Annotated in this window: 32 protein-coding genes; 22 read left to right on the top strand and 10 right to left on the bottom strand. The window is 49.6% G+C overall.

From position 1 onward, the window contains the following. Nucleotides 1-12 precede the first annotated feature (12 nt). A complete protein-coding gene (locus DW103_RS08470; RefSeq protein ID WP_117984086.1) occupies nt 13-1,779 on the bottom strand; it encodes a DUF3945 domain-containing protein in 1,767 nt (588 codons plus the stop codon). Between the two features lie 151 nt (nt 1,780-1,930). On the opposite strand from DW103_RS08470, the gene DW103_RS18105 reads away from it, so the two are divergent. Next, complete coding sequence (locus tag DW103_RS18105; RefSeq protein WP_034522595.1) at nt 1,931-2,272, top strand: hypothetical protein; 342 nt, start codon at nt 1,931-1,933, stop codon at nt 2,270-2,272. Nucleotides 2,273-2,548: 276 nt separating this feature from the next. Beyond that, entirely contained in the window at nt 2,549-3,805 is a 1,257-nt protein-coding gene (locus DW103_RS08460) for an ATP-binding protein (RefSeq protein ID WP_004318967.1), read from the top strand. A gap of 111 nt (nt 3,806-3,916) precedes the next feature. Here DW103_RS08460 and DW103_RS08455 read toward each other — a convergent pair whose 3' ends face one another. From DW103_RS08455 to mobA, 7 genes are all read right to left on the bottom strand, one after another. Continuing rightward, nucleotides 3,917-4,207: a DUF4120 family protein gene (locus tag DW103_RS08455; RefSeq protein WP_005832188.1), complete on the bottom strand. Its 291-nt coding sequence runs from the start codon at nt 4,205-4,207 to the stop codon at nt 3,917-3,919. 18 nt (nt 4,208-4,225) lie between these two features. Next, nucleotides 4,226-4,714: a hypothetical protein gene (locus tag DW103_RS08450; RefSeq protein ID WP_117984085.1), complete on the bottom strand. Its 489-nt coding sequence runs from the start codon at nt 4,712-4,714 to the stop codon at nt 4,226-4,228. A 10-nt stretch (nt 4,715-4,724) separates the two neighbouring features. Continuing rightward, nucleotides 4,725-4,979, bottom strand: a complete 255-nt coding sequence (locus tag DW103_RS08445) for a hypothetical protein (protein WP_004318961.1) — start codon at nt 4,977-4,979, stop codon at nt 4,725-4,727. An 11-nt stretch (nt 4,980-4,990) separates the two neighbouring features. Next, nucleotides 4,991-5,254, bottom strand: a complete 264-nt coding sequence (locus DW103_RS08440; protein ID WP_117984098.1) for a hypothetical protein — start codon at nt 5,252-5,254, stop codon at nt 4,991-4,993. 216 nt (nt 5,255-5,470) lie between these two features. After that, nucleotides 5,471-7,495: a conjugal transfer protein MobC gene (gene mobC / locus DW103_RS08435; protein ID WP_122275184.1), complete on the bottom strand. Its 2,025-nt coding sequence runs from the start codon at nt 7,493-7,495 to the stop codon at nt 5,471-5,473. Between the two features lie 34 nt (nt 7,496-7,529). After that, nucleotides 7,530-8,783: a conjugal transfer protein MobB gene (mobB, locus tag DW103_RS08430; protein WP_004318955.1), complete on the bottom strand. Its 1,254-nt coding sequence runs from the start codon at nt 8,781-8,783 to the stop codon at nt 7,530-7,532. A gap of 1 nt (nt 8,784) precedes the next feature. Further along, a complete protein-coding gene (mobA, locus tag DW103_RS08425; protein ID WP_034522587.1) occupies nt 8,785-9,243 on the bottom strand; it encodes a conjugal transfer protein MobA in 459 nt (152 codons plus the stop codon). A gap of 343 nt (nt 9,244-9,586) precedes the next feature. Here mobA and DW103_RS08420 point away from each other — a divergent pair, with 343 nt between their 5' ends. From DW103_RS08420 to DW103_RS08395, 6 genes are all read left to right on the top strand, one after another. Next, complete coding sequence (locus DW103_RS08420) at nt 9,587-9,889, top strand: hypothetical protein (protein WP_117984084.1); 303 nt, start codon at nt 9,587-9,589, stop codon at nt 9,887-9,889. A gap of 20 nt (nt 9,890-9,909) precedes the next feature. After that, a complete protein-coding gene (locus DW103_RS08415) occupies nt 9,910-10,674 on the top strand; it encodes an AAA family ATPase (protein ID WP_004318947.1) in 765 nt (254 codons plus the stop codon). After that, complete coding sequence (locus tag DW103_RS08410) at nt 10,671-11,102, top strand: DUF3408 domain-containing protein (RefSeq protein ID WP_004318946.1); 432 nt, start codon at nt 10,671-10,673, stop codon at nt 11,100-11,102. The genes DW103_RS08415 and DW103_RS08410 overlap by 4 nt, the downstream gene beginning before the upstream one ends. Before the next feature lie 2 nt (nt 11,103-11,104). Continuing rightward, complete coding sequence (locus DW103_RS08405; RefSeq protein ID WP_004318945.1) at nt 11,105-11,560, top strand: DUF3408 domain-containing protein; 456 nt, start codon at nt 11,105-11,107, stop codon at nt 11,558-11,560. A 2-nt stretch (nt 11,561-11,562) separates the two neighbouring features. Next, nucleotides 11,563-12,348, top strand: coding sequence for a DUF4122 family protein (locus DW103_RS08400; protein ID WP_117984083.1), 786 nt, complete (start codon nt 11,563-11,565; stop codon nt 12,346-12,348). 155 nt (nt 12,349-12,503) lie between these two features. Continuing rightward, nucleotides 12,504-12,833: a hypothetical protein gene (locus DW103_RS08395; RefSeq protein WP_004318943.1), complete on the top strand. Its 330-nt coding sequence runs from the start codon at nt 12,504-12,506 to the stop codon at nt 12,831-12,833. 86 nt (nt 12,834-12,919) lie between these two features. Here DW103_RS08395 and DW103_RS08390 read toward each other — a convergent pair whose 3' ends face one another. After that, a complete protein-coding gene (locus DW103_RS08390) occupies nt 12,920-13,435 on the bottom strand; it encodes an SLOG family protein (RefSeq protein WP_004318942.1) in 516 nt (171 codons plus the stop codon). A gap of 410 nt (nt 13,436-13,845) precedes the next feature. Between DW103_RS08390 and DW103_RS08385 the strand changes: the two genes are divergently transcribed. From DW103_RS08385 to DW103_RS08320, 14 genes are read left to right on the top strand one after another with little or no spacing between them, the layout of a single operon-like run. Further along, on the top strand, nt 13,846-14,142 hold the full coding sequence (locus DW103_RS08385; protein WP_004318941.1) for a DUF4134 domain-containing protein: 297 nt from the start codon (nt 13,846-13,848) through the stop codon (nt 14,140-14,142). A gap of 1 nt (nt 14,143) precedes the next feature. Further along, nucleotides 14,144-14,476: a DUF4133 domain-containing protein gene (locus tag DW103_RS08380; RefSeq protein WP_044917638.1), complete on the top strand. Its 333-nt coding sequence runs from the start codon at nt 14,144-14,146 to the stop codon at nt 14,474-14,476. Next, entirely contained in the window at nt 14,473-16,971 is a 2,499-nt protein-coding gene (locus DW103_RS08375) for a TraG family conjugative transposon ATPase (protein ID WP_004318940.1), read from the top strand. The genes DW103_RS08380 and DW103_RS08375 overlap by 4 nt, the downstream gene beginning before the upstream one ends. Before the next feature lie 32 nt (nt 16,972-17,003). Further along, on the top strand, nt 17,004-17,624 hold the full coding sequence (locus DW103_RS08370) for a hypothetical protein (protein WP_004318939.1): 621 nt from the start codon (nt 17,004-17,006) through the stop codon (nt 17,622-17,624). 50 nt (nt 17,625-17,674) lie between these two features. Further along, nucleotides 17,675-18,304 (top strand): DUF4141 domain-containing protein, encoded by a 630-nt coding sequence (locus tag DW103_RS08365; RefSeq protein WP_004318938.1) that lies wholly within the window; start codon nt 17,675-17,677, stop codon nt 18,302-18,304. A gap of 18 nt (nt 18,305-18,322) precedes the next feature. Next, entirely contained in the window at nt 18,323-19,327 is a 1,005-nt protein-coding gene (gene traJ, locus DW103_RS08360) for a conjugative transposon protein TraJ (RefSeq protein ID WP_122275182.1), read from the top strand. Between the two features lie 21 nt (nt 19,328-19,348). Further along, on the top strand, nt 19,349-19,972 hold the full coding sequence (gene traK, locus DW103_RS08355; protein ID WP_004318935.1) for a conjugative transposon protein TraK: 624 nt from the start codon (nt 19,349-19,351) through the stop codon (nt 19,970-19,972). 12 nt (nt 19,973-19,984) lie between these two features. After that, nucleotides 19,985-20,290, top strand: a complete 306-nt coding sequence (locus DW103_RS08350; protein ID WP_117984081.1) for a TraL conjugative transposon family protein — start codon at nt 19,985-19,987, stop codon at nt 20,288-20,290. Beyond that, nucleotides 20,283-21,575: a conjugative transposon protein TraM gene (gene traM, locus DW103_RS08345; RefSeq protein WP_004318933.1), complete on the top strand. Its 1,293-nt coding sequence runs from the start codon at nt 20,283-20,285 to the stop codon at nt 21,573-21,575. Before DW103_RS08350 ends, traM begins: the two co-directional genes overlap by 8 nt. Nucleotides 21,576-21,596: 21 nt before the next feature. Further along, complete coding sequence (traN, locus tag DW103_RS08340) at nt 21,597-22,577, top strand: conjugative transposon protein TraN (protein ID WP_122275181.1); 981 nt, start codon at nt 21,597-21,599, stop codon at nt 22,575-22,577. A gap of 2 nt (nt 22,578-22,579) precedes the next feature. Continuing rightward, nucleotides 22,580-23,152 (top strand): conjugal transfer protein TraO, encoded by a 573-nt coding sequence (locus DW103_RS08335; protein WP_122275180.1) that lies wholly within the window; start codon nt 22,580-22,582, stop codon nt 23,150-23,152. Between the two features lie 12 nt (nt 23,153-23,164). After that, a complete protein-coding gene (locus DW103_RS08330) occupies nt 23,165-24,040 on the top strand; it encodes a toprim domain-containing protein (protein WP_004318927.1) in 876 nt (291 codons plus the stop codon). A gap of 36 nt (nt 24,041-24,076) precedes the next feature. Further along, nucleotides 24,077-24,640: a DUF3872 domain-containing protein gene (locus DW103_RS08325; RefSeq protein WP_117984097.1), complete on the top strand. Its 564-nt coding sequence runs from the start codon at nt 24,077-24,079 to the stop codon at nt 24,638-24,640. Next, nucleotides 24,631-25,362, top strand: a complete 732-nt coding sequence (locus DW103_RS08320) for a M23 family metallopeptidase (RefSeq protein WP_122275179.1) — start codon at nt 24,631-24,633, stop codon at nt 25,360-25,362. Before DW103_RS08325 ends, DW103_RS08320 begins: the two co-directional genes overlap by 10 nt. Nucleotides 25,363-25,373: 11 nt before the next feature. On the opposite strand, the gene DW103_RS08315 is transcribed toward DW103_RS08320, so the two are convergent. Continuing rightward, a complete protein-coding gene (locus DW103_RS08315; protein ID WP_118161562.1) occupies nt 25,374-26,420 on the bottom strand; it encodes a tyrosine-type recombinase/integrase in 1,047 nt (348 codons plus the stop codon). Nucleotides 26,421-26,422: the final 2 nt, after the last annotated feature.

Genomic DNA, 26,422 nt, shown 5'->3' with positions numbered 1-26,422 from the left:
TTGCTTTGACCGTCAGGCTATGCTCGCCCCCCTGGATTGGCGGTTTTCCTCTCCCTGTCTTTGTGTGGCGGACACCACGTTGCGCTGCGAGGCGTCGCGTCTGCGGTCGGGATTCTCGTTGTAGAAGTCCAGTCTGCCCTGGTTGAAGTTCGCCTTGACGTACTGCGAGATGGTCTTGCCGTCATACCCCTTGATGCCCTCGACCAGCACCGCCTTGCCGCTCTGGAGGTCGGCACGCTGCTTGCGGGTAAGCTCTACGTCCCATACCTTGGCCGGTATCTTGAACTCCTCGCGCTGGTCAAAGCCGTCCCGGGTGCGCGAGTAGCTCAGCCTGCCCGTTTCGAGGTCTGCCTTGATGAACGAGGAGAATTCCTCTCCCTTGCGGTTCACCATGTCGTTGAGGAAGATGGGCTTCCCTTCGCGCAACTCTTTCTGTTCCTCGGGAGTGATTTTCACGCCATTGATTTCATTCGGGATGTAGATTTCCCGTGCACCTTCCGGGGAGTCGGGATTGTAGCGGGTGTAGGACGGGCGGCCTGTCGCCTCGTCGAGTTTCACGTAGGAGGAGAACAGTTCCCCGTCCTTGCGCTTCATGCCCTCCACGAAGATGGCCTTGCCCTCGTTCAGGTCGTCAATCTGCTTCTTGGTCAGTTCGACGCCTCCCAAAGACTGCCGGTTGAAGAGCTTGTCGTTCTCGAAGATGAATTCCACGCCCCTGCGCTCGGCGTTGACCTGGAGGTGGGCGTCGAACGGGTTGCCCGATCTGGCTGTCATTCCTTCGACGAATATCTTCTTGCCTTCCCGCAGGTCGTTCTGCTCCTGCTCGGTCAGTTCAACTCCGCTGATTTCACGCGGTATGAAGACATTCTCGGCTTTCATCGCCACCACCTCGTTGGTCAGCTTGTCGATGCTGACGAAAGAGGGGACATACTCGCCGTTGCGGTTCTTCAGTTCCACGACACGCCCCATGTTGCCCGTCTCAAGCAAATTTTTCTTGTCCTCGTCCGAGAAGATGTGCCCGAAGTAGGGACGGTCGAGGTCGGGTTTCTGCCGGATACCGTGGATGCCCAGCACGATGTCTCCGGAGCGGGACTGCTGGAACGAGAGCCTCGCGTCGGTGCGTAGCACGGCGGAGCCGAAGTTCATGCTGATGGGCACGACCTGGTTGGTCTTGTAGCCCCTGAGCATCTGGTCGAGCAGCCCCCGTTCATGGAGTTCTTCACGGGAGAGCCCGAAGTTCTTCAGCTGCTCCCAGTTGATCATGGACTCGTTGTAGCGGTACTGGGGCTGCTGCTGCGTGCCGTCACCTTGGGCGGCCTGCTGCTGTGTTTCGTTTTTCTTTGCCATTTCTTCTTGATTTTGATGGTTGATACTTTGGTTTTCCTTGTCGCGGGGGACAATCTCGTACTGTTTGAGGAATTCCTCCACCGCGTCTGTCTTTTTTCCGGCGGCGAGGTCTTCGACGGTCTGCCGCACTTTCGGGTCGTCCAGCGTGTCTTCCTTGATGGAAAGGATGCCGAAGCGTGTCGGGTCCTTGAGCTGGCTCCAGAAGTTCTTCAGGAAATTCTCGAACATGTTCGCGTAGCGGTCGATTTTGAGGAAGGAGTTGCGGTGCTCCTTGTCTGCCGGCACTGTTTCGTACCTGCCGTCCTTGTCGAGCTTGCTGACCGCCTGGAGGAGCAGCTCCATCTTGTCGAGGATAAGGACGATGTCACTCATCTGCTCGTTCTCGGTGACTTGCGGTTTGAGGGGTTCGTCCCTCACGTTTTTCTTTGCCATAACTTTGAGTTTTTAGCGTTGATAATTGTTGTTGTCACCGCAAATATATAGGCATAATTTTGATAAATGACTATGTTTCAATGCGTTAGGCTATCCATTTCATCAAGTGTCATCATGTTTCACCGCGAGAGGAAAGAGTGTGGGCCGGAAAATGGGAAAAACGGAGGGAGAAGCCGGAACAACGCACCAAAGCCCGAAAGCGGAAAAAAGGGGGAAGCGTACGGACAGCCGCAACCAATCGAGGAAAAACGGCAGGGACGACACGGAAAACGGAGGCAAACCGCAAGGACGGCACGCAAACGGCAAAGGAAAAACTGTAATATGCAGAGTTGGGAGCGAGCGCAGCCCTTGTCCCCGTTTGAGGTATCCCCTGATGGGACAGGAAGAAGATTTTGTTTGGAAAACTCCGGGTGGCGTGACCCATTGGGATATCATAACGCGGCAAAATATCCCCCGGCAGATTTTTTCATTGACCTTGTATTATGCGTCGTAGGTCGCTTCGCTTGCCAAGTCCCAAACCTTTCCGCAACTCGGACGGCAATACCGGAGCGTTTTTTCGGGCGGAAAATTACCGCAGGGAATTTTATGTCCCGAAAACCGAAGGCTTGAACGTGCAGGTATTCGCCCTCCGAGTTACCTTCTTGATGGGACTTGGTAAGGGAAGCGACATTAATAAGCCCGGCTATTGCTATTGGAGAAATTTGGTACTTTTCCCATTTTTTTCCAATAGAATAATCGCACTACAGATAATTTTTACTACTTTTGCAACATGAAAATACCAAGAGACAAATACTTACAAGAGCTGCAAAGTGTGATGCACAACGGAATGATTAAGATTATTACAGGTGTACGACGTTGTGGAAAATCTTACCTTCTATTTGAGTTATTCAAACAATCATTACTTGATAATGGCGTGAATGAAGATCATGTTATTCAAGTAGATTTGGAAAACCGACGTAGTAAAGATCTCAGGAATCCGGACACATTATTGGATTATATTGACGGGCATATTGTAGATAACGATATGTACTACATACTATTGGATGAGATTCAACTTGTTCCAGAATTTGAAGATGTACTCAATAGCTATCTGAAAATTAAAAATGCAGATGTATATGTGACCGGTAGTAATAGTCGAATGCTATCCAGTGATGTAAAAACCGAATTTCGTGGTCGAGGATATGAAATCAGAGTACATCCTTTAAGTTTTTCGGAATTTCTCAAGACAGGACAGTACGCAAGCGAACTTAACGCTCTGCAAGACTATATGATTTATGGAGGAATGCCGCAGATTGTGTCTTTTTCTGACAAAAAGAAGAAAGAAAACTATCTTAAATCATTGTTTCAGGGTACTTATATACGCGATATAAAAGAACGGTATAATATTAGGAATGATGATGATTTGAACGAACTTATAGACATTATAGCTTCTAATATCGGTTGCCTGACAAATCCGACAAACCTTGAAAATACATTCAAATCTGTGAAAGGTCATAGTATCTCAGATACAACCATACAGAGTTATCTCGGGATGTTACAAGATGCGTTTATGGTGGAAAAAGCCATTCGGTATGACATTAAAGGTAAGCATTACATCAATACACCTTCAAAATACTATTTTGAAGATGTAGGATTGCGCAATGCCCGTCTGAATTATCGTCAGATTGACGGTGGCCACCTTATGGAAAATATTATATATAATGAACTGCGTATCAGAGGGTATTCTGTTGATGTCGGGCAAGTGGAGGTGAGAACAACAAATGCCGAAGGAAAGAAAATACGAAAACTATTGGAAGTGGATTTTATTTGTAACAGTGGGAACAAACGTATGTATATACAATCAGCACTTGATATGCCTACTCCTGAGAAAATTGATCAGGAAACAAATTCACTTCGTCATATCAATGATGGATTCCCTAAAATAGTCATAGTTGGAGGCTTAACCCCTTCTTATGTGAATACTGATGGCATATCAATCATGAATGTGATTGACTTCCTTAAAGATACAGAAATGGGGCTATTGTAAATAATTACAATATGGGCAAAATGGTGTGCTAAAAATGGTGCGTAGGTCTCTATACAAGATGACCTACGCATCATTTTTATAATCCAGGATTCCTTTTAGAGATATACAAGTTCAAGTATGTATACTCCAGCCGTGTATGGGAGTCAGTGTAACCGCATAAGACTGGTCCGGTTTTCCATGGTAAAGCAATCCTCCGACAATACCGCTGCTTCCGTTAGCGGCCACTTCCGCAAAACCGAATGAATGTGGGGCGAAATCCCGGTAGAGTTCAATTTCATACCTGCCGTTTGAGTTCTTCTCCCATTGTTTGAGGCGTTCAATGCAATTCTGAAATGTTGTGTCGCCGATACTTTTGGCGTACTCCACTACCTTATCGTAGTGTTCCTGACATCTGATTTTCATAACATGATTTAATTGGATTTATAATAGTTCTTCGTATGTTCCGAAACCGATACACTCTGCTATGGTGAAATCTTCCCTGCCTTTGTCCGCCATGGATTTCATATCATTCAGGCTGTCGCAGTAGAAGAATATTTCATCGTCCTTTTCCGTATCGGCATCCATAGCCAAAGCAATTCTTGCCTCTTCCGTTTCCAACGTATCGTTCCACCGTATCACGCAATCCGCGTAATGAGGTTCACATCCTTTTTCTGTATAGAATTTAAGATAATGGCTTCCGATTTCCTTTCTGACCTCATCCGGCTTTTTCCATGAACTGTCATCCACGATTTCAAAACTCAGCCCTTCGACCAGCAGGCAAGTACCATTATCATATACCATCATGGTGCGTTTGCCGATGTGTTTTTTACGCATTTCCGCCCAGTCGGGTATATCCCAACGCTCGGTAGTCCATACCCCGCGATAGGCTTCAGATATGGAATTGTATTCGCTTAATGTTATCTTCTTCATGTCAATGTTTTTATAGGATACAGAAAGTTACCTTATAAGTCTTGCACGCCTTTCCGAATGCCGGATTGGTGTCGAATTCGTTGTATGACTCCCAATCCACCGACATGGTGTAACCGTTCGGAAAGTTTTCAACGATGAACTTGGTTATCATCTCCTTGTCTTCATCGGGCAGGAACAGTTCCTCGTCGATGCCGTACTCCAATGAAAAAATCGCCCATTCGGGAATGTTGTCCCAAACGATCGTCTTGCTGTTATTGTTATTCATAGTCCTGCTGATTATTGGGGTGAAACCATAAGTCTTTTTATAATTTCGTCAAGCTCCGTTTCCCACTTGTCCGCCCCCTCAATGAGTGGCGGGTAGGTCAGCTGTTTCCACTGTCGGTAATCGAACAGTTTCATCCGTAGCGGATAGTAGTCGAACAGCTTCCTGTTGTCAGCGAATATTCTCAGGTGGTTGGTTCCCACCTCCATCAGTTTCAGTCCGTATCGGTCGATTATCTCTTTGAACCGTCCCATCGGTGTAAAGTTGCTTCTGCTCATACCTTTTGTTTTTTGAGTTAGACATCCCCGGCTTTGTAGAGCCGAGATTTTATTTCTTGCCTGCCCCGCCGTTCCGTGCCGGATTGCGCAAGGCTTTCGGGAAAAATACCGCAAGCGCAGCGAGGATGATTTTTCCGCGAAACCCGAAGGGCCCGGCCTTGCACAATCCATAAGGCACGGGACGAACTTTGCAGGCTGAAATAAAACAGCGGTGTCCTATTCCTCTTTTTTTCCGTCCTCCTGTGGAATCAGGTGTTTCAAATCCGGGTCATTGGCAATTCTTTCCATCTCATCTTCAATTATTTGCAGTACGTCCGCCTTGATACGGGAGTAGTTGCTGTCTATCTGCTGCTGCATGATGTCGTTACCGTCTGCATCCTTGAACTCGTTGATGACAGGGATTTTTTTGTAGGCTCTGGTCTCCGCCGCCACCTTCTCGTTATCGACGATGATACGGGCATGGAAAATCTTCTGCTCGATTTCCTCACCGAAGTTGTCCGCCACGCTGCCCACGAATGTACCCTGCGAGAGGTTGGCAATCTTGGAAGCGGGTATCAGGGAATCCAATTGCGTGTTGATGGAGGTGGATGTGTCCTGCCGGTTGATGGATATGGACTGCCTTTGCTGAAGGATTTTGCCGAAACGCTCCGAAAGGTTCTTTGCCGTTTCGCCTACCACCTGTCCGGAGAAAATATTGCCGACTGTATTTTGGATCACTTTCGCCTCTTTTTCACCGTAGTCACGGGTCAGCTGCGAGAAGTCCTGGAAGCCGAGACATACCGCCACCTTGTTGCTTCGGGCGGTGGCTATCAGGTTGTCGATGCCGCGGAAATAGATGGTCGGTAGCTCGTCTATAATAATGGAACTCTTCAGCTGTCCCTTCTTGTTCACCAACTTCACGATACGGGAATTGTACAGTCCCAAGGCCGCCGAATAGATGTTCTGCCTGTCAGGATTGTTTCCCACACAGAGGATTTTGGGCTGTTCCGGATTGTTCAGATCAAGTGTAAAATCATCGCCCGTCATCACCCAATACAACTGGGGTGAAATCATCCTCGAAAGCGGAATTTTTGCGGACGCTATCTGGCCCTGGAGCTGATCTTGCGCTCCAGATTGCCAGGCATCCATGAACGGGGAAAGGTAGTTTTCCAGCGAGGGATAAGAGGTAAGAATCGTGAAGATATCGGCATACGGCTTGTTAAGAAATTCTATCGCGTGGGGGAAGGTGCAATACTTGCCGTCTTTGTAAATCCGCAAGTACCAGATAATCGCCGCGAGCAGGATAATCGGTGACTCCACGAAGAAATCACCCTGTTTCTGTATCCAGGTCTTGTTCAAATTGAGCATTATCGTGTAGGCGGATTCGTAGGCATCGGAAATATCCACCATGAATTTGGGATTGATGGGATTGCACCTGTGCGAGCGTCGGGGGTCATCGAAGTTTATGACATAGAACTCCGGTTTAACCTTGTAATGTTCCTTGTGTTTAAGCAGGTGATTATAAGCTATTTCGGATAAATCCGGAAACTTGTAATCATAAATGTACATGGCAAAGGATTTCTCGATTTGCTGTTTGATGTAGTTGTTTACCACCGCGTAGGATTTCCCGCTGCCCGGTGTTCCAAGCACGATGGACGCACGAAAAACGTTTACAACGTTGATCCATCCGTCCCATTCCTTGCCCTGATACACGAACTTGGTCGGCAGGTTGACGGAATACTCGTTTTCCATAAAGCGGGTTTCCTGCATGAAACTCTCGTTGGCGGTGTTGAACACGTCCTCCATAAGGTTGTGTTTCAGCATACGGCTTATCCATACGCCCGACATCAAAAGAAGGATGTACCCGGCGGTCAGCGTTACCGTGTAAATGGCGGCATTGACCGTAGGATTGAACGGCAAATCAAGCATCCACCAGTTCATGAAGAACAATACAAGCCCCGAAAGGAAGGCGGTATATATCTTCCGCCAGGTCATCTTCTGGTTCTTCACGCCCTTCGTGCCCAAACATGACAGGGCAAGGAATATGACGGCGAATACTTTTGTCACCAGCAGGTTGCTGAAAAGCCCCGCCGTCCTCTGGAAATTCAGGAGTATCTTATCGACCACTCCGATGTTGATACCCGCATCCACGAATGCCCGGTAACAGAACCAATAAACGTGGATGACGACAAACACGATGGATATGGCACGCATGAACTCCATGACCTTTGCCAATCCTCTCAAATCATCTTCTTGTTGCATATTGAATAATTTTAATGGTGAATGAATACTGTTTTCAGGAGATACCCCGTGAGCGGCGTTTCTTTTTCTTCTTGCGTTGCAGCCTGCGTGCGAGAGCCTCTTCCTGCGGGTCGGGACCATTGGCTTCAAAATCGAAGATTCCGAAAGCCTGCCCGATGGCGTTTTCCATGTCGGCAGAGAAACTGCTTTGCCTGCTGATTTCCGGTGTGGGAGCATCCAAGTCAGGAATATTGTTCGGCCCATTGAACAATCGTTCAAAGGCATTTGCCGAGAACTCCTTTCCGAGCCGCGAGCCGTTATACACCTCCCTGTTCTTGTGGTCGATGAAAGTAGCACCGTAAATGCGGCCTTCATTATTTTCACGGAATACCACGTCTATTCCCTGCCTGTTGAGCAGGCGGATGAAGTCCTCCCGGTTGCCCCGGCAGCCGTGCATGGCGAGTGCGACACCGTTCCGTATCTTGGGCTGCCATTTCTTGTCCTTGTATTCACGGGCATTGAATCCGATACGCTTTTCCAGTCCTTCATAGCCAAAGCGTTTTCCGATAAGGGAGGACTTGATGGGCGTACATACCGGCTTGCCTGTATCGTCTGTCATGGTATAGACAATGCCGTTGTAAGGCGTCCCTTCAAATTCGCCCCTGACCTGCTTCGCCTCGATGTTGAAGCAGGACAGCAACGCGCTGTACTCCCCGAATGACTGAAAGCGGTAAGTGGAGAACACGCTCTTGAGGATGTTGGAAACTTGTTGCTTTACATCGCCATTCTGATAGTCTGCTTTTTTCAGATATGGTTCCAACATTTCCCTGCGTTTGTCCTCCACCTGCTTCAGTCCGAACTTGCGTTCCAGTTCCCGGCAGGCTTTCATCGAGCGATTCCACTCGTAGGCGTCATCTATCTTTTCCCCTTTCTCGTTCACGCAGGTGGAAACGATATGGATATGCCTGCGGTCTATGTCCTCGTGGATATACACGATGTAAGGCTGGTCGCCGTAGCCCATGCGTTGCATATACTCCCTTGCCAAATCCGCAAACTGGCTATCGGTCAGTTTGTCGTCCACAGAAGGATTAAGGGATATATGCAGTATGGGCTTTTCCGTATTCTTGTTGGCGAGCAGGTAGTTCTCGAATGCCCAAAGCGTGTTCCTCATGACCTGCTCCGGATTACCCGTGACATCGGCAATCATGCGGTTGCCCGAAATGATGCGTGCCGTGGAGTCGTCCACTTTCTGCTGGTTGTAGATGACAGCCCCATAGAGCGAGGCGCCCCTGTTGATTTTCGCCACCATGTCATTCCTCCTCCCTCTGCTTTTTGATAAGGTAGGTTTCCTCAAACTCATGGGTCAGCATGATGATCCGCTTGCTCAGCACCACCAGATCTATGGTCGTCTTTTCCAGATTGCGGAGCAGGGCGTATGCCCGTTTCTCCCCGAAATTGTTCTTGATTGCCTTGACCGTCTGGTTGTAGTTGTTGCCGATGGCCTGGAACTGGTGGTAGAAATTGGTAAGGCGGACATAGTAGTCCATCGTCGCCTTGTCGATTCTGACCACCTTGATTTCCTTTCCGAAAATCATTGCCTTGATGAATTTGGAGCGTTCCCTCAGTCCCGATTTTTGAAACTGGATATCGAACTTTACGTTCTCTTCCGAGTTTAGCCGCACCACATAACGGTACACGGCAGGGTCGGTTTTCGGTTTCCGCCCTACACCTTTTCTTGTTTTTCTGTTCTTGTTTTCTTCCATACGCATTGATGTTTTTTGTTTCTGATCTTCCGTCATGGATTCACGACTTTGGAGTGAATCCCACCCTGAGCCGGCAGGCGAGCGGCAAGTTGTTTTGAGTGCCCGAATTCATTTCGGGTGCCTCAAAACACAACTTGCTATGTTCACTTGAACATGAATTTTCCTTCGTCAAATTGTGTTTTGACCTTCAGCCTCATTCTTCGGCTTCGGGATTACCCCTCCGCGACATCCATTTCGTTCTCGACAGCAAAGTTATGGCGGTATATATTACTGTGAAATAGCTAGTTATATGTAACGTGATGACAAATGGTGACACAGGTCGTCACCTCCCTTGAAACATGGTGACGGTATGAAAAATTACCTTTTTATTTGCAGCGTGAACGGATGGAACCGGGCTTCCGATAATGGAATAATGGTCATATTGTCGGATGCTTCCGTTAGCGGTCGGAATAGTGGAAACAATGTCGGATATGACGGTTATCGGAATGTCATGACCAACAGACCGGCCATTGACGGAAAGTCGGATACGATAACGGATACACTATCGGTTGGAATGATGGATAAATCCGATAACGGATGCAGTGTCCGGCAGTCGGTTGGAAAGAAGCGTTCACGGATTGACGGATGGATAAGACAGACATTTATTCAATAACAAACTAAAAAGTTAAGATTATGAGCAAAGAACCTTTATTCGTTGCTGTCAGCAACCAAAAGGGAGGGGTCGGAAAATCAGCCTTGACAGTGGTGCTTTCCAGCTACCTCCATTTCGAGAAAAACCTGAACGTGGCAATCATTGATTGTGACTCTCCCCAGCACAGCCTTGTGCGCATGAGGGAACGGGACAAAAAAGCCGCCGCCAACAATGCCTATTACCAGCAGCTGTTGAACCAGCAATGGGAGCGTGTAAAGAAGAAAGCCTATCCTATTGTAGGAGCCACTGCGGAAAAAGCGAGAGAGGCGGCGGACGAGCTTGCCGCAAACGGAGATTATGACCTGATTTTTGTGGACTTGCCCGGTACGGTGGAATCCACAGGGGTATTCCGCACTATCGTCAACATGGATTATGTCCTGACACCTACCACGCCGGATCTTATCATCATGCAGAGTACGCTTGCTTTTTCCACTACGGTACTCGATTATGTCAGAAACACGAAGGATGTGCCGCTCAAGGATATCATCTTCTTTTGGAACAGGCTGAAAAAGCGTACTAACGTGGAAGTCTTCAAATCATACTCGGAAGTCATGCGGGAACTGCACCTGACCGTTCTTGACAGTACGCTTCCCGACTTGTGCCGCTACGAGAAAGAAATCACCCATTGCAAACGCGCCTTTTTCCGCTGTACCATGCTGCCGCCTCCTGCCAGGCAGCTGGAAGGAAGCGGTATTGCGGAATTGGCGGAAGAACTTATCGTCAAACTTAAACTGGTACAGTCATGACAAAGAAAAAAGTTGAAGTGAATGAGGATGTCCTCAAGAATATCATTGTCGGGGACATACCCATCTTCGGCAGAGAGAAGCCCAAAGAAGAAAGTACGGAACAGCCGGAAACGGAAGTGCCTCCCATTACAGAACCTGCCGAAGCCCCTTCAGAGAAAACGGTTGCTGCAAAGCCCCGGAAAAAGAAAGAGGAAACGGGTAGCTATAGGGAAAGGTATCTGGTCAATATTCCGGCATCCAACCGTTCCCATGTCTATATAAATCGTGAGGTAGCCGAATGTATCAAGCGTTTCCTTCCGGTCATTGCCCCGAATATGAGCATATCCGGGTATATAAGCAATATCCTCGTGGAGCATATCCAACAGCATTGGGAGGAGATCAATGAATTGTACAACAAAGAATATTATAAACCATTAAAACCGTTTTAGTCATGACACAGATTATTTTTCAAGTCGCAGCCATAGGCTGCTGCATTTACACAGCCTACAGATTGGGATTGTTCATTTACAAGAAACTGCGTAAGAACAACAAGACAGCGAAAGCCGTCCAGGTCACCTCGTATGAAACTTCAGACCGGATAAACCCTGCAATAGAGCCGGCACGAAGTTTTTCATCCGTCATTGAAGAGTATGCCGATAGTCTTCCAAAAGAAAATTCAGAAAAGGTATCGTATCAGATTGCATATCTGATAACTTATCCGCTCGGTAATCGAATACAGGTATATATAAACAGGGACAGTTATACCTATATCAAACGGTTTTTGTCTGTTGTTTCTCCGGATACATCCATGTCAGGTTTTATAAGCAGGATTATAGATGAGCATCTGAAAAAACACGAGAAAGAGATGTCGGCATTATACACGGAATGTATCAATAAACCTTTGTAATTATGGAAGCAGCACTCTATTTTCTAATAAAGATTGCCTGTGCGATTTTTATATTGTGGCATTTGTGGTCATTCATTTTCGGTCAGAAAATGTACGAGGTATGGGACAGGCTTTATCATCGGATGCGTATTGTCCGTATCTGGTTATGGGAATATCGTAAAAAGCGTATGGCCGAAAAAGCACGGAATGCCGGCCGTAAGACGAGGCACAGCAAAAAACAGTTCCGGGAACCGCTGCCGGATACAGTTGGGCAAGGAACTGAAATGGAGGCATCTTCTCCTGCCAATGGCGATGATGTAATAGGCAAAACAAAGATTGTCTATCTGGAAGATCCGGAAGTGGCAAGGAAAACCCCTACACGCTCAGAACCTTTGAAAAAAGAACCCATAGAGGAAGATGAGGAAATACGCACGGATGATGTGGAGGATAATTTTCGGCAAGATGATAAAAGACTGACCGATGAGGATAAGCGTGAACTGATGGCTCCCGTGGACTCCGAACCGGATCCGGAATTTGTCACGGCCATGACATTCGAGGATATAAGCAATGTGGCGGAGGTGCTGATGTCAGAAAATCCTGATGAACAGAAAGCCATCCGTGCAGCTTCGACCATACACCATAAGATGCAGGAGACGGTTATACTCTCTTTTCTTACAGACAAATTGAGCAATCAGGAAAAAGTAAATCAATTGCTCAGTGAATGTCTGGATGATACGGGCAGACCGTTGACAAGACGAAAGTCCACATCCAAGAAAAAGGAGGCTTTCGATATAGGCAAATTCGTTTGATTGTTTCTTTTTGTAGTCATAGTTTTTGGAGGCATGCCGATGTGATATCGGTGTGCCTTTTTCACTTTCAGAAGATTCCACCGGAAAATTTCAGGTATCCATACCTTTATTATATGGCAGGCTTCCTATCTTTGCAAAAAAATGAACGATGTAGTATGGCAGTGACAAAAGCGATATTGGAAAAATGGATGGTGGCGCAGAAGCGTCACCGGCTATCGGATAAACAGGTCCAGATGGCCCGTGAATTGGGACTGAATCCCGACAAGCTCGGCAAGATAGACAACCACAGACAGGAGTCCTGGAAAGCTCCGCTTCCGCAGTTTATCGAAAGCATCTATTTCAAGCGGTTCAAGCGTGAGGAACCGGAAACGGTCAAGCCTCTGAAACAGATTATGGCGGAAATGGAAGCCAAGAAAAAGCTGCAAAAAGAGAAAAAGGAGGAACGGAGAAAACAGCGTGCGCTCTCTTCCGATTCTGCGGAATAGGCATCGCGCATGGAATGAGGCGCAGTCTGAAAGCCGCCGGCTTTCAGACTGCGCTTTTCCGTTCTATACAGACAGACCGATTTCCGCTATTTCATCCTTTCATAAAGATTGATGACCGGTTTTCCGCTTTCCAGTGCCTTGTTCATCGTGTAGAAAGTGCCTCCATCCGGAACATGATCCCAGTACGCTATAATCATATCAGCCTTGCGTACCATGTATTCGTCCCTGCGAAGGTAGCAGCCTTTATGGTAGTTCTCGGAAACCATCACCACCCGGTTCGTCCTTTCCAGCAGACGGGCATACAGCAGCTGGTCTTCCGCATCGAACCACAAGGGCTGTTTCCTGAAGGGTACTGCCGCTATTAGCACGATATCCCCGTATTCTTCCCGGACCTGCAAGACCGCTTCCGCAGCTATCATGTCAAAGCCATTGGCCATTCCGGTATAATATGCCTTATATCCTTTACCATACAATTCCGTTACCATTTCCACCACTGCATCCTTGATTTGTGCAAGTGTCAAGAGATTGTTCCCGTTTCCTTGCAGGATACGTTCCTTGCGGTGTCCCGTGAATGCCACTGCCAGATTGTTTTTTGCTTCCATACCATTGAAAATTTAATGTTTGACCTGTACCGTCAATCCGAACGGTATTTTATTTCATGCAGGCCTTACCGTCCCGGTCCGGGATTGCGCAAGGCTTGCCGTGAAAAAATACCGCAAGCGAAGCGAGGATGATTATTTCACGGCAACCAGCCCGCAGGGCCGCCTTGCCCGATCCGTCAGGACACGGGACGACCTTTGCCGGAAGAAATGAAATGCCGGCTTTCCCCTTATCCTCGTTTTCTTGTCCCCGTTGCTGGAAAAAGCCTTTTTTGATTGGCTCAAAATCCCCTCCCGATGTAACGTGATGACATACGGTGTCATAGGTCGTAAGGTTTGTAAATCAATAAATTAAACGCTATATATTCGCTGTCGAAATGATTTTTTGTCTCACTAATTAAATGTTTCGACACATGAAAAAAAGATTCTTTTCGGCAGTCATGACGCTGCTGGTTTCAGTGGGGGCTTTCGCCCAGGGTAACGGTATCGGCGGTATCACCGAAGCGACCAATATGGTCACAAGCTATTTTGACCCCGGCACCAAGTTGATTTACGCTATCGGTGCCGTAGTCGGCCTTATCGGTGGCGTGAAGGTATATTCCAAGTTCTCGTCCGGCGACCCGGACACCTCGAAGACCGCCGCCAGCTGGTTCGGGGCGTGTATTTTCCTGATTGTCGCGGCCACCATCTTACGCTCATTCTTCCTGTAGTATGGCGGAATATCCTGTTAACAAGGGGATCGGTCGCAGCCCGGAGTTCAAGGGACTCAAGAGCCAGTACCTGTTCGTTTTCGCCGGAGGTCTGCTCGCCCTGTTCGTGGTGTTCGTCATCATGTACATGGCAGGCATCGGCCAGTGGGTCTGCATCGGTTTCGGTGTCATCGCCGCCTCGGTGCTCGTGTGGGCGACCTTCCGCATGAACGCGAAGTACGGCGAATGGGGGCTGATGAAGCTCCAGGCGTTGCGCAGGCATCCCCGCTACATCATCAACCGGAGAAGATTTCTTCGGTTGTTTTCCCTAACCTCTAAAAAAAGAAGCGTATGAGAAATGTAATGAAGACAGCCACGCTGGAGAGCAAGTTCCCGCTGCTCGCCGTGGAGAACGGCTGCATCATCAGCAAGGATGCGGACATCACCGCGGCCTACAGGGTGGAGCTGCCCGAACTCTTCACGCTCACGAGGACGGAGTACGAGGCCATCCATTCCACATGGGCGAAAGCGGTCAAGGTGCTGCCGAACTACAGCATCGTGCACAAGCAGGACTTCTTCGTGGAGGAGAGCTACAAGCCGGACATCTGCAAGGACGACCTCAGTTTCCTGAGCCGCAGTTTCGAGCGGCACTTCAACGAGCGTCCTTACTTGCAGCACACCTGCTACCTGTTCCTGACCAAGACCACGAGGGAGCACAGCCGCACGACCAGCAGTTTCAACGCCCTGACACGGGGATTCATCATCCCCAGGGAGATGCAGGACAAGGAAACCGTCACCCGTTTTTTGGAAAGCTGCGGGCAGTTCGAGCGTATCGTGAACGACAGCGGCCTGCTCCGCATCACGCGCCTGACGGATGAGGAGATAACCGGGACGGACACTTCGGCCGGTATCATCGAGAAGTATTTCTCGCTCTCGCAGGAGAACACCGCCTGCTTGCAGGACCTCTCGCTCGGAGCGGGGGAAATGAAGGTGGGCGACAACTACCTCTGCCTGCATACCCTTTCCGATCCGGAAGACCTGCCGTCGGGCGTGGCGACAGACACACGCTACGAGCGTTTATCCACCGACCGAAGCGACTGCCGCCTGTCATTTGCCGCTCCGATAGGGATACTGCTCACCTGCAACCATGTGGTGAACCAGTACCTCTTCATCGACGATTCGGCGGAGAACCTGCGGAAGTTCGAGCAGACGGCGAGGAACATGCACTCGCTTTCCCGCTACAGCCGTTCCAACCAGATAAACCGGGAATGGATCGAGGAGTATCTGAACGAGGCGCACAGCAAGGGACTGACCTCCATCCGTGCCCACTGCAATGTGATGGCTTGGAGTGACGACCGCGAAAAGCTCAAGCGTATTAAGAATGATGTCGGCAGTCAGTTGGCATTGATGGAGGCGAAGCCACGACACAATACGGTGGATGTGCCGACATTGTTCTGGGCGGCGATACCCGGCAATGCAGGTGATTTTCCTGCGGAGGAAAGTTTCTACACCTTCATCGAGCAGGCCTTGTGTCTGTTCATCGGTGAGACCTCTTACAAGGATTCGCTTTCCCCGTTCGGCATCCGCATGGTTGACAGGCTGACCGGAAAGCCCGTCCATCTGGATATTTCCGATTTGCCCATGAAGAACGGCACGATAACGAACCGGAATAAATTTATCCTCGGACCGTCCGGCTCAGGCAAGTCTTTCTTTACCAACCACATGGTGCGCCAGTATTACGAGCAGGGAACGCATGTGCTATTGGTGGATACGGGAAACTCCTATCAGGGGCTTTGCAACCTTATCCATGCCCGGACACACGGCGAGGACGGGATTTATTTCACTTACGAGGAAAACGATCCGATTGCCTTCAATCCATTCTATGTGGAGGACGGTGTTTTTGACATCGAGAAGAAGGAGTCCATCAAGACGCTCATCCTCACCTTGTGGAAGCGTGACGACGAGCCGCCGACAAGGGCTGAGGAGGTGGCGCTATCCAACGCGGTGAACCTCTTTTTAGAGAATATCCGCAGGGACAACAGCATCAGGCCCTCCTTCAACACCTTCTACGAGTTCATCCGTGACGAGTACCAGGATATTCTGAGGGAGAAGCGTACCCGTGAGAAGGATTTTGACGTGTGGGGTTTCCTGAATGTGCTTGAACCGTATTACCGTGGTGGGGAATATGACTTCCTTCTCAACTCGGACAAACAGCTTGACTTGTTGAATAAACGATTCATTGTCTTCGAGTTGGACAACATCAAGGACAACAAGGTACTGTTCCCGATTGTCACCATCATCATCATGGAAACCTTCATCAACAAGATGAGGAAATTGAAAGGCATCCGCAAGATGATATTGTTGGAGGAAGCTTGGAAGGCCATCAGCAAGGAGGGCATGGCGGAGTATTTACGCTATCTCTTCAAGACGGTCCGCAAGTTTTTCGGCGAGGCGGTGGTGGTCACTCAGGAGGTCGAGGACATCATCTCGTCTTCCATTGTCAAGGGGACCATCATCAACAATTCCGACTGCAAGATTCTTCTCGACCAGAGAAAATATGTCAACAAGTTCGATGAGATACAGGCGTTGCTCGGCCTGACCGACAAGGAGCGTGCGCAGATACTCTCCATCAACATGGCGAACAACCCTTCCCGAAAATATAAGGAAGTCTGGGTCGGTCTGGGCGGTTCGCAGTCGGCGGTCTATGCCACCGAGGTGTCGCTTGAGGAGTATTATTGTTACACGACAGAGGAGACCGAAAAGCTTGAACTTATGCGGCTTACGGAGAAACTCGGCGGCAATATCGAGCTTGCCATCAAGCAGCTGGCGGAAAGCAAGCGTGAAAAGTAATCCATTTTATCAACCGTTAAACACCAATAATCATGTACAGTAATTTGGAATCAGACGAAGGTAAACGCAGGGAGGTCATATCGGCCCTCTATTGGTCCCTGATGCAGAACTGGAACATTCCGCAGTCCATACAGGACTATTATGGATTCTCGGAAGATTACCGGCTGTATCATCAACTTGAGGATATGGACTCCGATGTGTATAACCGTAAAAGGGAAGCGGGGGAAGTTCCCGATATTTTAGAAGTGGATGCAAGGCTGACACATGCCGTTGAGAAAGTCTTTGAAACGGTCTGTCCCCATCCTCCGGCAGAATACCTTGACAAGCTGAACGAGGATTTGCAGAAGTTGGGACAGATAGCCGCCATGCCGGATGCAGTCCATGACATCCTTCACATCAGTCCCGCTTTTCTTGTCAGGTACGGCATCGACAAAAAGGATTCCCCGGAGGAATGCTCCCGTCAGGCGGAAAAGGCGTACCGTGAACTGGATGCCCGTTTCGTCAGGATGACAGGTCGAAGGCCGTATGCCGACGAGCTGTTCGCTTCTCTCAAACGCAAAACGGAAGATGTGGCGAAGGAGAACCGCCCGAAACAGTCCCATCGGACAATTCTCCGTAACCCGCTGTCCAAAGGGCGGAAAATGGGACTTTGATTTCCCATCGAAACAACAATCAGATTATTCATCATTAAAAAAGTAGATTTATGAAAGTAAAAGTTTTAGTGCTGTGTATGGGCTGCTTCTTCTTCAGCCTCACGGCAAAGGCGCAGTGGGTCGTGACAGACCCGACCAATCTCGCACAGGGCATCATCAATGCCGCGAAAAACATCGTGCAGACATCTACGACGGCCACGAATATGGTGAAAAATTTTCAGGAAACCGTCAAGATCTACCAGCAGGGAAAGGAGTTCTATGACGGGCTCCGCAAGGTGAAGAACCTTGTCCGCGACGCCCGCAAGGTGCAGCAGACCATCCTGATGGTGGGCGACATCACGGACATCTACGTGAACAGCTTCGAGCGGATGCTCAGCGACCCGTACTTCACGCCGGAGGAACTGAGCGCGATAGCCCTCGGCTACACCAAGCTGCTGGAAGAGAGCGCACACCTGCTGAATGACCTGAAGACGGTGGTCAACGAGAACGGGCTGTCGATGAACGACAAGGAGCGCATGGATATCATCGACCGGTGCTACACCGACATGCTCCAGTACCGGAGTCTGGTGCAGTATTACACCAACAAGAACATCGGCGTGTCCTACCTGCGTGCCAAGAAGCAGAACGACATTGATCGTGTGATGGCTCTTTACGGCTCACCCCATGAGCGTTATTGGTAATCCTGAATCCGAATGCTTATGGTATTGCTGGCAATAAATTTCGACAACCTGCATCAGATTTTGCAGAACCTGTACACGGACATGATGCCGCTCTGCTCGCAGATGACCGGTGTCGCCAAGGGCCTTGCAGGATTGGGAGCCCTGTTCTACGTGGCTTACCGCGTGTGGCAGTCATTGGCAAGAGCCGAGCCTGTAGATGTCTTTCCTCTTCTCCGTCCCTTTGCTTTGGGGCTGTGCATCATGTTCTTCCCGACACTCGTGCTGGGCACGCTGAACAGTGTCATGTCGCCCATAGTAAAGGGTACGCACACGATATTGGAGTCTCAGACCTTCGACATGAACGAGTACCGGGCGCAGAAGGACAAGCTGGAGTTCGAGGCGATGAAGCGCAATCCGGAAACGGCCTATCTGGTCGATAAGGAAGCCTTCGACAACAAGCTGGACGAACTTGGTGCGCTGGACGCGATTGAGGCCTGCGGGATGTATGTGGACCGGGCGATGTACAACATGAAGAAGGCGGTGCAGAATTTCTTCCGCGAACTGCTGGAGCTGATGTTCAACGCCGCCGCCCTCGTTATCGACACACTGAGGACCTTCTTCCTGATAGTCCTTTCGATACTTGGTCCTATCTCCTTCGCCATCTCCTGCTGGGACGGATTCCAGGCCTCGCTCAGCCAGTGGTTCGTCCGCTATATCAGCATCTACCTGTGGCTTCCGGTCAACGACCTGTTCAGCAGCGTGCTGGCAAGGATTCAGGTGCTGATGCTCCAGCAGGACATCGAGCGGCTTGCCGACCCGAACTTCATCCCTGACGGCTCCAACGGCGTGTACATCACGTTCCTTATTATCGGAATCATCGGGTATTTCACCATCCCGACGGTCGCGAACTGGATCATCCAGGCAGGAGGCGGTGCGGGCAACTACAGCAAGAACGTGACCCAGACGGCATCCAAGACAGGCTCTGTCGTGGCCGGTACTGCCGGTGCAGCGGTGGGCAATGTGGCCGGAAGACTTATCAAGTAATAACATTAAAACGACATTGGAATGGAATTCAAATCATTGAAAAATATCGAGACCAGTTTCAGGCAGCTCCGCCTGTTCGGGATAGCCTATCTCTGCGTATGTACCCTGCTCGTGGGATTCTCCGTGTGGAAGGCCTACAGCTTCGCGGAGGCGCAGCGGGAGAAAATCTATGTGCTGGACGAGGGTAAGTCACTGATGCTGGCCCTCTCGCAGGACTTGGAACAGAACCGCCCCGTGGAGGCAAGGGAGCATGTAAAACGCTTCCACGAGCTGTTCTTCACGCTCGCTCCCGACAAGAGTGCGATTGAGAGCAATATCCAGCGGGCCATGTTCCTCGGCGACCGTTCCGCGTATGCCCACTATGTGGACCTGGCGGAGCAGGGGTACTACAACCGGATCATTTCGGGGAACGTGAACCAGCGTATCGGGATAGACAGCGTGAAATGCGACTTCAACACCTATCCTTACGAGGTTGTGACCTACGCGAAGCTCTCCATCATCCGGGAGAAGAGCGTGACCGAGCGCAGCCTCGTCACACGGGGCAGGCTGCTGAACTCCACACGCAGCGACAACAACCCGCACGGCTTCATCATGGAGGCGTTCCGCGTGGTGGAGAACAAGGATATAAGAGTGTATGACCGTTAACATTTTGAATGTATGAGAAAGAGAATCTTGAAAATCAGAAGTCTGGCAGAAGCCAAGCTGCGGGACTTGTGCGACAGCCTGACTCCCGAAAGGAGAAAGGCGGTTGTCATCGGACTGTGCACCGTATTCGCGGCAGTCAATTTCTATATGATATTCCGTGCCATATACGACATCGGACGGGAGGATGCCCGGCAGGAGGTAATCGAAATTGCCCCGCTGGATATTCCGGATTTCGTTCCTGCCGACACGCTCTCCGATGAGAAAGTGCGTGACATGGAAGAGTTTTTTAACCAATTCAACAATCAAGGCAATGAGTAACGACGCGAACACATTGAAAAAGAGGCAGGAAATCAAGAAATACTTGGTTTATGCCGGGATGTTCCTGCTGTTCATCGGCTGCATGTGGTGGATTTTCGCCCCGTCGAAAGAGGACAGGCAGGAAGAAACTAAGAAAGCAGGTTTCAACACCGAACTGCCCGACCCGAGGGGTGCGGGCATAGAGGGCGACAAGATTGCCGCCTACGAGCAGGCTGACATGAGGCGCAGGCAGGAAGAGAAGATGCGCACGCTGGAAGACTTCTCTTCCCTTGCCGACGAAAAAAGGCAGGAGAATCCGCAGGCTGTGGCTGTGGAGATTGTGCCGGATTCGGAGTATAAGGGTGGCGGCACATCCTATCGTGGCGGTGGAAATCGCGGCAATGCCTTTGCATCCTCCGCCTCCGCCTATAACGACATCAACGCCACTTTGGGCAGTTTCTACCAAGAGCCGGAGGAAGACCCCGAAAAGGAGGCGTTGAAAGCCGAGGTGGAGCAGCTGAAGCAGGCAGCCGCCGTACAGCAGCCCGCGCAGATGACTTACGAGGAGCAGGTGGCCCTGTTGGAGAAATCCTACGAGTTTGCCGCCAAGTACACGCCGGGAGGTGGCGGTGCAAATACCGGAAAGCAGGCGGGGAACGAGGCGGTCACGCGGAACGGGAAGGCGAAAGCCGTTCCCGTGGGGCTGGTTTCCACTCCGGTGGTATCGTCCCTGCCGCAGCCCGTCAGCGATTCCGTGCTGTTTGCAAGGCTGTCGCAACCGGGGCGGTTTCATACGGCAATCGGGAACACGGAAGCCGGGAGCATGAGGAATACCGTCCGTGCCTGTATCCACGGCGACCAGACCGTCATCAGCGGACAGGGAGTGAGGATGCGCCTGCTGGAACCGATGCGTGTCGGGAAGCATGTCCTTCCGAAAAACACCCTGCTCACGGGAGAGAGCCGCATACAGGGAGAGCGGCTCAATATCGGGATTGTGCAGGTGGAATATGACGGTATCATCATTCCGGTGGAACTCACCGTGTATGACAACGACGGACAGGACGGAATCTTCATTCCCGGGTCTATGGAAGCGAGCGCGGTCAAGGAGGTGGCGGCCAACATGGGACAGAACCTCGGCACGAGCATCTCCATCACCAACCAGTCGGCCAAGGACCAGCTGCTCTCCGAACTCGGGCGCGGAGCCATCCAGGGAGTGTCGCAGTACATCTCCAAGAAACTACGCGAGGAGAAGGTACACCTCAAGTCCGGCCATACCCTGATGCTTTATCAGAATGACAATCAATAACCCAATTAAAATTCAAAGAACATGAAACAGATTTTTGTAATGCTTGCCCTTATGACGGGCGCAGTGAGTGCTTTCGCACAGAATGCCGGTGATTCAACGGCAACAGTTACCAACGGTGTCACACTGACGGCGGATGTATATCCGCGGCAGGAGGACGGCGACCTCTATCACGGCCTTACCAGGAAACTGACCTTTGACCGCATGATACCGCCATACGGTCTGGAAGTGACTTATGACAAGACGACGCATATCATCTTCCCCTCAGCGGTGCGGTATGTGGACCTCGGCTCTGCCAACCTTATAGCAGGCAAGGCGGACGGTGCGGAGAATGTTATCCGCGTGAAGGCCACGGTTAAAAATTTCCGTGACGAGACGAATATGTCGGTCATCACCGAAAGCGGCAGTTTTTACACCTTCAATGTCAAATATTCTGATGAGCCGCTATTGCTCAATGTGGAGATGAAAGACTTTATCCATGACGGCAGCAAGGTGAACCGTCCGAACAACGCCCTTGACATCTATTTGCAGGAGTTGGGTTGCGAATCGCCCAAACTCGTGCAGTTGATTAACAGGAGCATCCACAAGGAGAACAGACGCCATGTCAAGCATATCGGAAGCAAGGCTTTCGGCATCCAATACCTCTTGCGCGGGCTTTATACCCATAACGGGCTGCTCTATTTCCACACGCAGATCAGGAACTCGTCCAATGTGCCTTTCGAGGTGGATTTCGTGACTTTCAAAATCGTGGATAAGAAGGTGATGAAGCGTACAGCCATTCAGGAGAATATTATTTTTCCTCTCAGGGCTTACAACTATGCCACTGTGGTTGCAGGAAACAAGGAGGAACGCACCGTATTTGCGTTTGACAAGTTCACCATCCCTGCCGACAAGGTATTGGTGGTGGAACTGAACGAGAAAAGCGGCGGACGCCATCAGTCCTTCACCGTGGAGGGTGAGGACATCGTGAGAGCTAAAGTCATCAATAAACTTAAAGTGAAATAGTTATGCGTAAGGTAATTTATCTGTGTGTTGCAGTCGTATCGCTTGCCCTGTTTTCAGGGCAGGCATACGCCCAACGGTATCTTCCCGGAATGATGGGTGTGGAACTTCGTGGCGGTTTTGCGGGCGGTTCTAAAGGGCCTTTGAATTATTATACCGGATTCGCGGTATCGGGATACACGAAGAAAGCCAACCGCTGGGTGGCAGGTGCGGAATACCTGCTGAAGAATTATGAGTATCGCACCATATCCGTACCCCGTGCCCAGTTCACGGCAGAGGGAGGCTATTACCTGAAGTTCCTGTCCGACCCCTCAAATACATTGTTCCTTTCCATCGGCGGTTCAGCCCTTATAGGATATGAGACGGTGAATTGGGGTGACAGGATGATGCACGACGGTTCAAGGCTTCTTGCCGGTGATGCCTTCCTCTACGGCGGTGCGCTCACTTTGGAGCTGGAAACCTACATTACCGACAGGATAGTCCTGCTTGCCAATGTGCGTGAGCGTGCCCTGTGGGGCAGTCCGTTAGGGGTGTTCACGACTCAGTTCGGGCTGGGCGTCAAGATAATCATCAATTAACTGCCAATGCCCATGAACATGGAGGAAATAAGAGGAATCCCGATTACGGACTTTCTGGCGCGATTGGGACACGAGCCGAAAAGACAGCGCGGGGATGAATGCCGGTATCTCGCCCCGTACCGCGAGGAACGGACTGCCTCGTTTCAGGTGAACATCCGCAAGAATGTCTGGCACGACTTCGGGACCGGACGGGGCGGTGATATATTCACCCTTGCAGGGGAACTGACAGACAGCCGTGATTTCAAGGAACAGGTGGATTTCATCACAAGGATTTATGGCGGTCTGGCCCCGGAAAGAAAGACGGTTTTCCGTCCCAAAGAGAACGGCAAGGATAATCCCGATAAAAAGGAATGCTTGACGGATATCCGTTTCGGACCGCTGTACAACAAGGTTTTGCTCCGCTATCTGGAAGAACGGGGCATTTGCAGCGGTGTGGCATTGCCGAACTGCGAGGAGGCAAGGTACACCTTGCATGGCAAGCGGTATTTCGCCATCGGTTTCCGAAATCTCAGCGGCGGATACGAGTTGCGCAACCGCTTCTTCAAGGGAAGCCTGTCGCCAAAGGACATCTCGCTGATGGAAAACGGTTCGGATACCTGCAACCTGTTCGAGGGGTTCATCGACTACCTGTCGTGGATGGTTCTCGGTCTCGGGTGCGGTGACGACTACCTCGTGCTGAACTCGGTGGCTCTGTTGGAACGCTCGTATGGCTTTCTTGACAGGTACGGACATATCCGGTGCTATCTGGACCGGGACGAGGCGGGACGGAGAACGCTGGAAGCTCTCCGTAAACGCTACGGCAATAAAATAGAGGACTGCTCCGCCTTGTACAAGGGGTACAAGGATTTGAACGAGTACCTGCAAAACATGGACGGGTATCCGGAATAAACAAATCGAATATCAATCATTAAAACGAAAATGAATATGAAAAAGAGAAATGTAAAGAACGCGTTGGCCGCATTTTTTTCGGCAACGCTCGTGGTACTGGCGGCGTTTGCCCTGGTGTCCTGTGACAATGAACTGGACGTGCAGCAGGAATATCCGTTTACGGTGGAAACGATGCCTGTCCCTACCCGCATAGTAAAAGGTGAGACGGTGGAAGTCCGCTGTAAACTCAAACGCGAAGGCCGGTTTTCCGATGCCCGCTATACCATCCGTTACTTCCAGCCGGACGGCAAGGGTACGCTCCGTATGGACGACGGGATGGTGCTGCTGCCCAATGACCGCTATCCGCTGGATAGGGAGGTATTCCGTCTGTATTATACTTCGGAATGCGAGGACCAGCAGACGATAGACATCTATTTCGAGGACAACAGCGAACCGGCACAGCTTTTCCAGCTGAGTTTCAGTTTCAACAACGAGAGGACGGATGAGACTGAAGAGAACACGGAAGGGACTGTAGTCAGTCCCGAAAGACCGTGGCTAAGGGATTCGCTTGTTATAAGACCGCCTGTGTTGAAATCAGAAAAAGGTTCCATATGCGAATGATTGTAACGGCTACATGCCTGATTCTGGGTTGCAGCAGCATGGTGGTACAACCACGGGGAGGCGGTTCGTCGCCTCCCGCCACCTTGCAGATTCCGGCTTCGCTGTTCGAGAAAGCCATTGCCTGCATCAAGGAACATGAGGGTTGGCATGGAAATCATCTGCCATATTATCCAAAGCAAAACATTATCCAAAGTATAAACTGTAATGCCATTAAGAATAAAGACATTATACCTCTCAAAACTGATATACCTTATGATAATAATTGTTTGGTAAAAGAAAAGTTTGTAGGTAAGAATCAAGTCCCGTTTTACAAAATAGAAGTTTCGTTGCCTTTGAAACGCATTCATGTGTCATCGAAATTTGGAGTTAGGATAGATCCGTTCACAAAACGACAAAAGCACCACAATGGCATAGACCTGCAAGCCCGTATGGGAGAAAAGACATATGCTATGATTCCAGGTACAATTATTGCTGTTGGGAGAGATAAGTCTCGCGGTTGCCATGTGGTCATACAACATGATAACTATACGGTTATCTACTGCCATTTGTCAACAATATTGGTTAAGCAAGGACAGGCAATACATCCTGGTGAACCGGTCGGGTTTGTAGGCTCGACCGGTCGTTCAACAGGTCCACATTTACATTTGACGTTATACAAAGGGCATCATCCCCTTGACCCGCAGATAATGTTGGATTATATCATGGAGGTTTTAAACAAATAAATTCTGAGTCATCAATGTGTATGTGTTCCAAGGCTTTTGAGCCATTCTTTAAGAGACTTGTTAGATTCCCATGTTGGTTTGGGATACTCTTCAGACGGTATGACATCTTTATAGGCGGCTTCAAGTGCCTCTCTTTTTTGCTTTGAGTCTGCACGGGCATATATTTCAGTTGTCAGTATTGAAACATGACCTAATATATCCCTAATATAAACTAGATTAACTCCGGCTTGAAGCAAATGCATTGCCTTGCTATGCCGTAGGCAATGAGGAGAAATTCGCTTTGGCACTAAATCGGGATTTTTCATGTGGGCCAGTGTCACATATTTCATTAGCAAGTATGTGACACCTGCGCCTGTAAGTCTGCTTCCATTGCGATTTCTGAATAATGGCTCTGTCTGAAGCTCTGTCCTATATAATTTGTTGTCATTGATATATTTTCGAAGAATGGCAACCTGTTTTTCATGAAGGGGAACAGCTCGGTTCTTGTTTCCTTTTCCCTGCAAAATAAGATATGCCGGTGATTCCAGATGAAGATCACACGGTCGTAGCAAAATGAGTTCTTGAACACGGGCTCCCGTGTCATACAACAAAGCGAACATGGCAAGATTTCTCCTACCATAAATACTATCTGTCGGGATTTGTTTAAGGAGCAATCTAACTCCATCTACCGATAAGAATGTCATGGGTTTAAGCCGTGCTCTTTTAGATTTGATAGACAAAATCTCCTGCCAACGGTCTATATGTGTCACATCTGAATGTAACAGGTATCGAGATAAAGAGTGCATTGCGGCCAGCCTCTGATTGCGGGTCTGCACGGATACGCCTTTCTTATTTTCTATCCATGAAAGAAAATCAAGAACATTTTCTTTATTAAAAGATGTAGTCAATATGCGTTCTGTCGCAATACCTTTTACAGTTTCCATATAATCAAGATATGAAGCAATGGCATTGGCATATGAACGTATTGTATGTGGACTGGCTCCCCTTTCCGCTGATAAATATGAAGAGAAGAAAGTTCCGATATACTTCGCTAATGGTAATTCAGTCTGTTGTTTCATTA

The organism is Parabacteroides sp. AM08-6 (genome assembly GCF_003473295.1).
In the GTDB taxonomy this organism is placed as follows: domain Bacteria; phylum Bacteroidota; class Bacteroidia; order Bacteroidales; family Tannerellaceae; genus Parabacteroides.
This window is presented reverse-complemented; position numbering and strand designations above follow the sequence as displayed.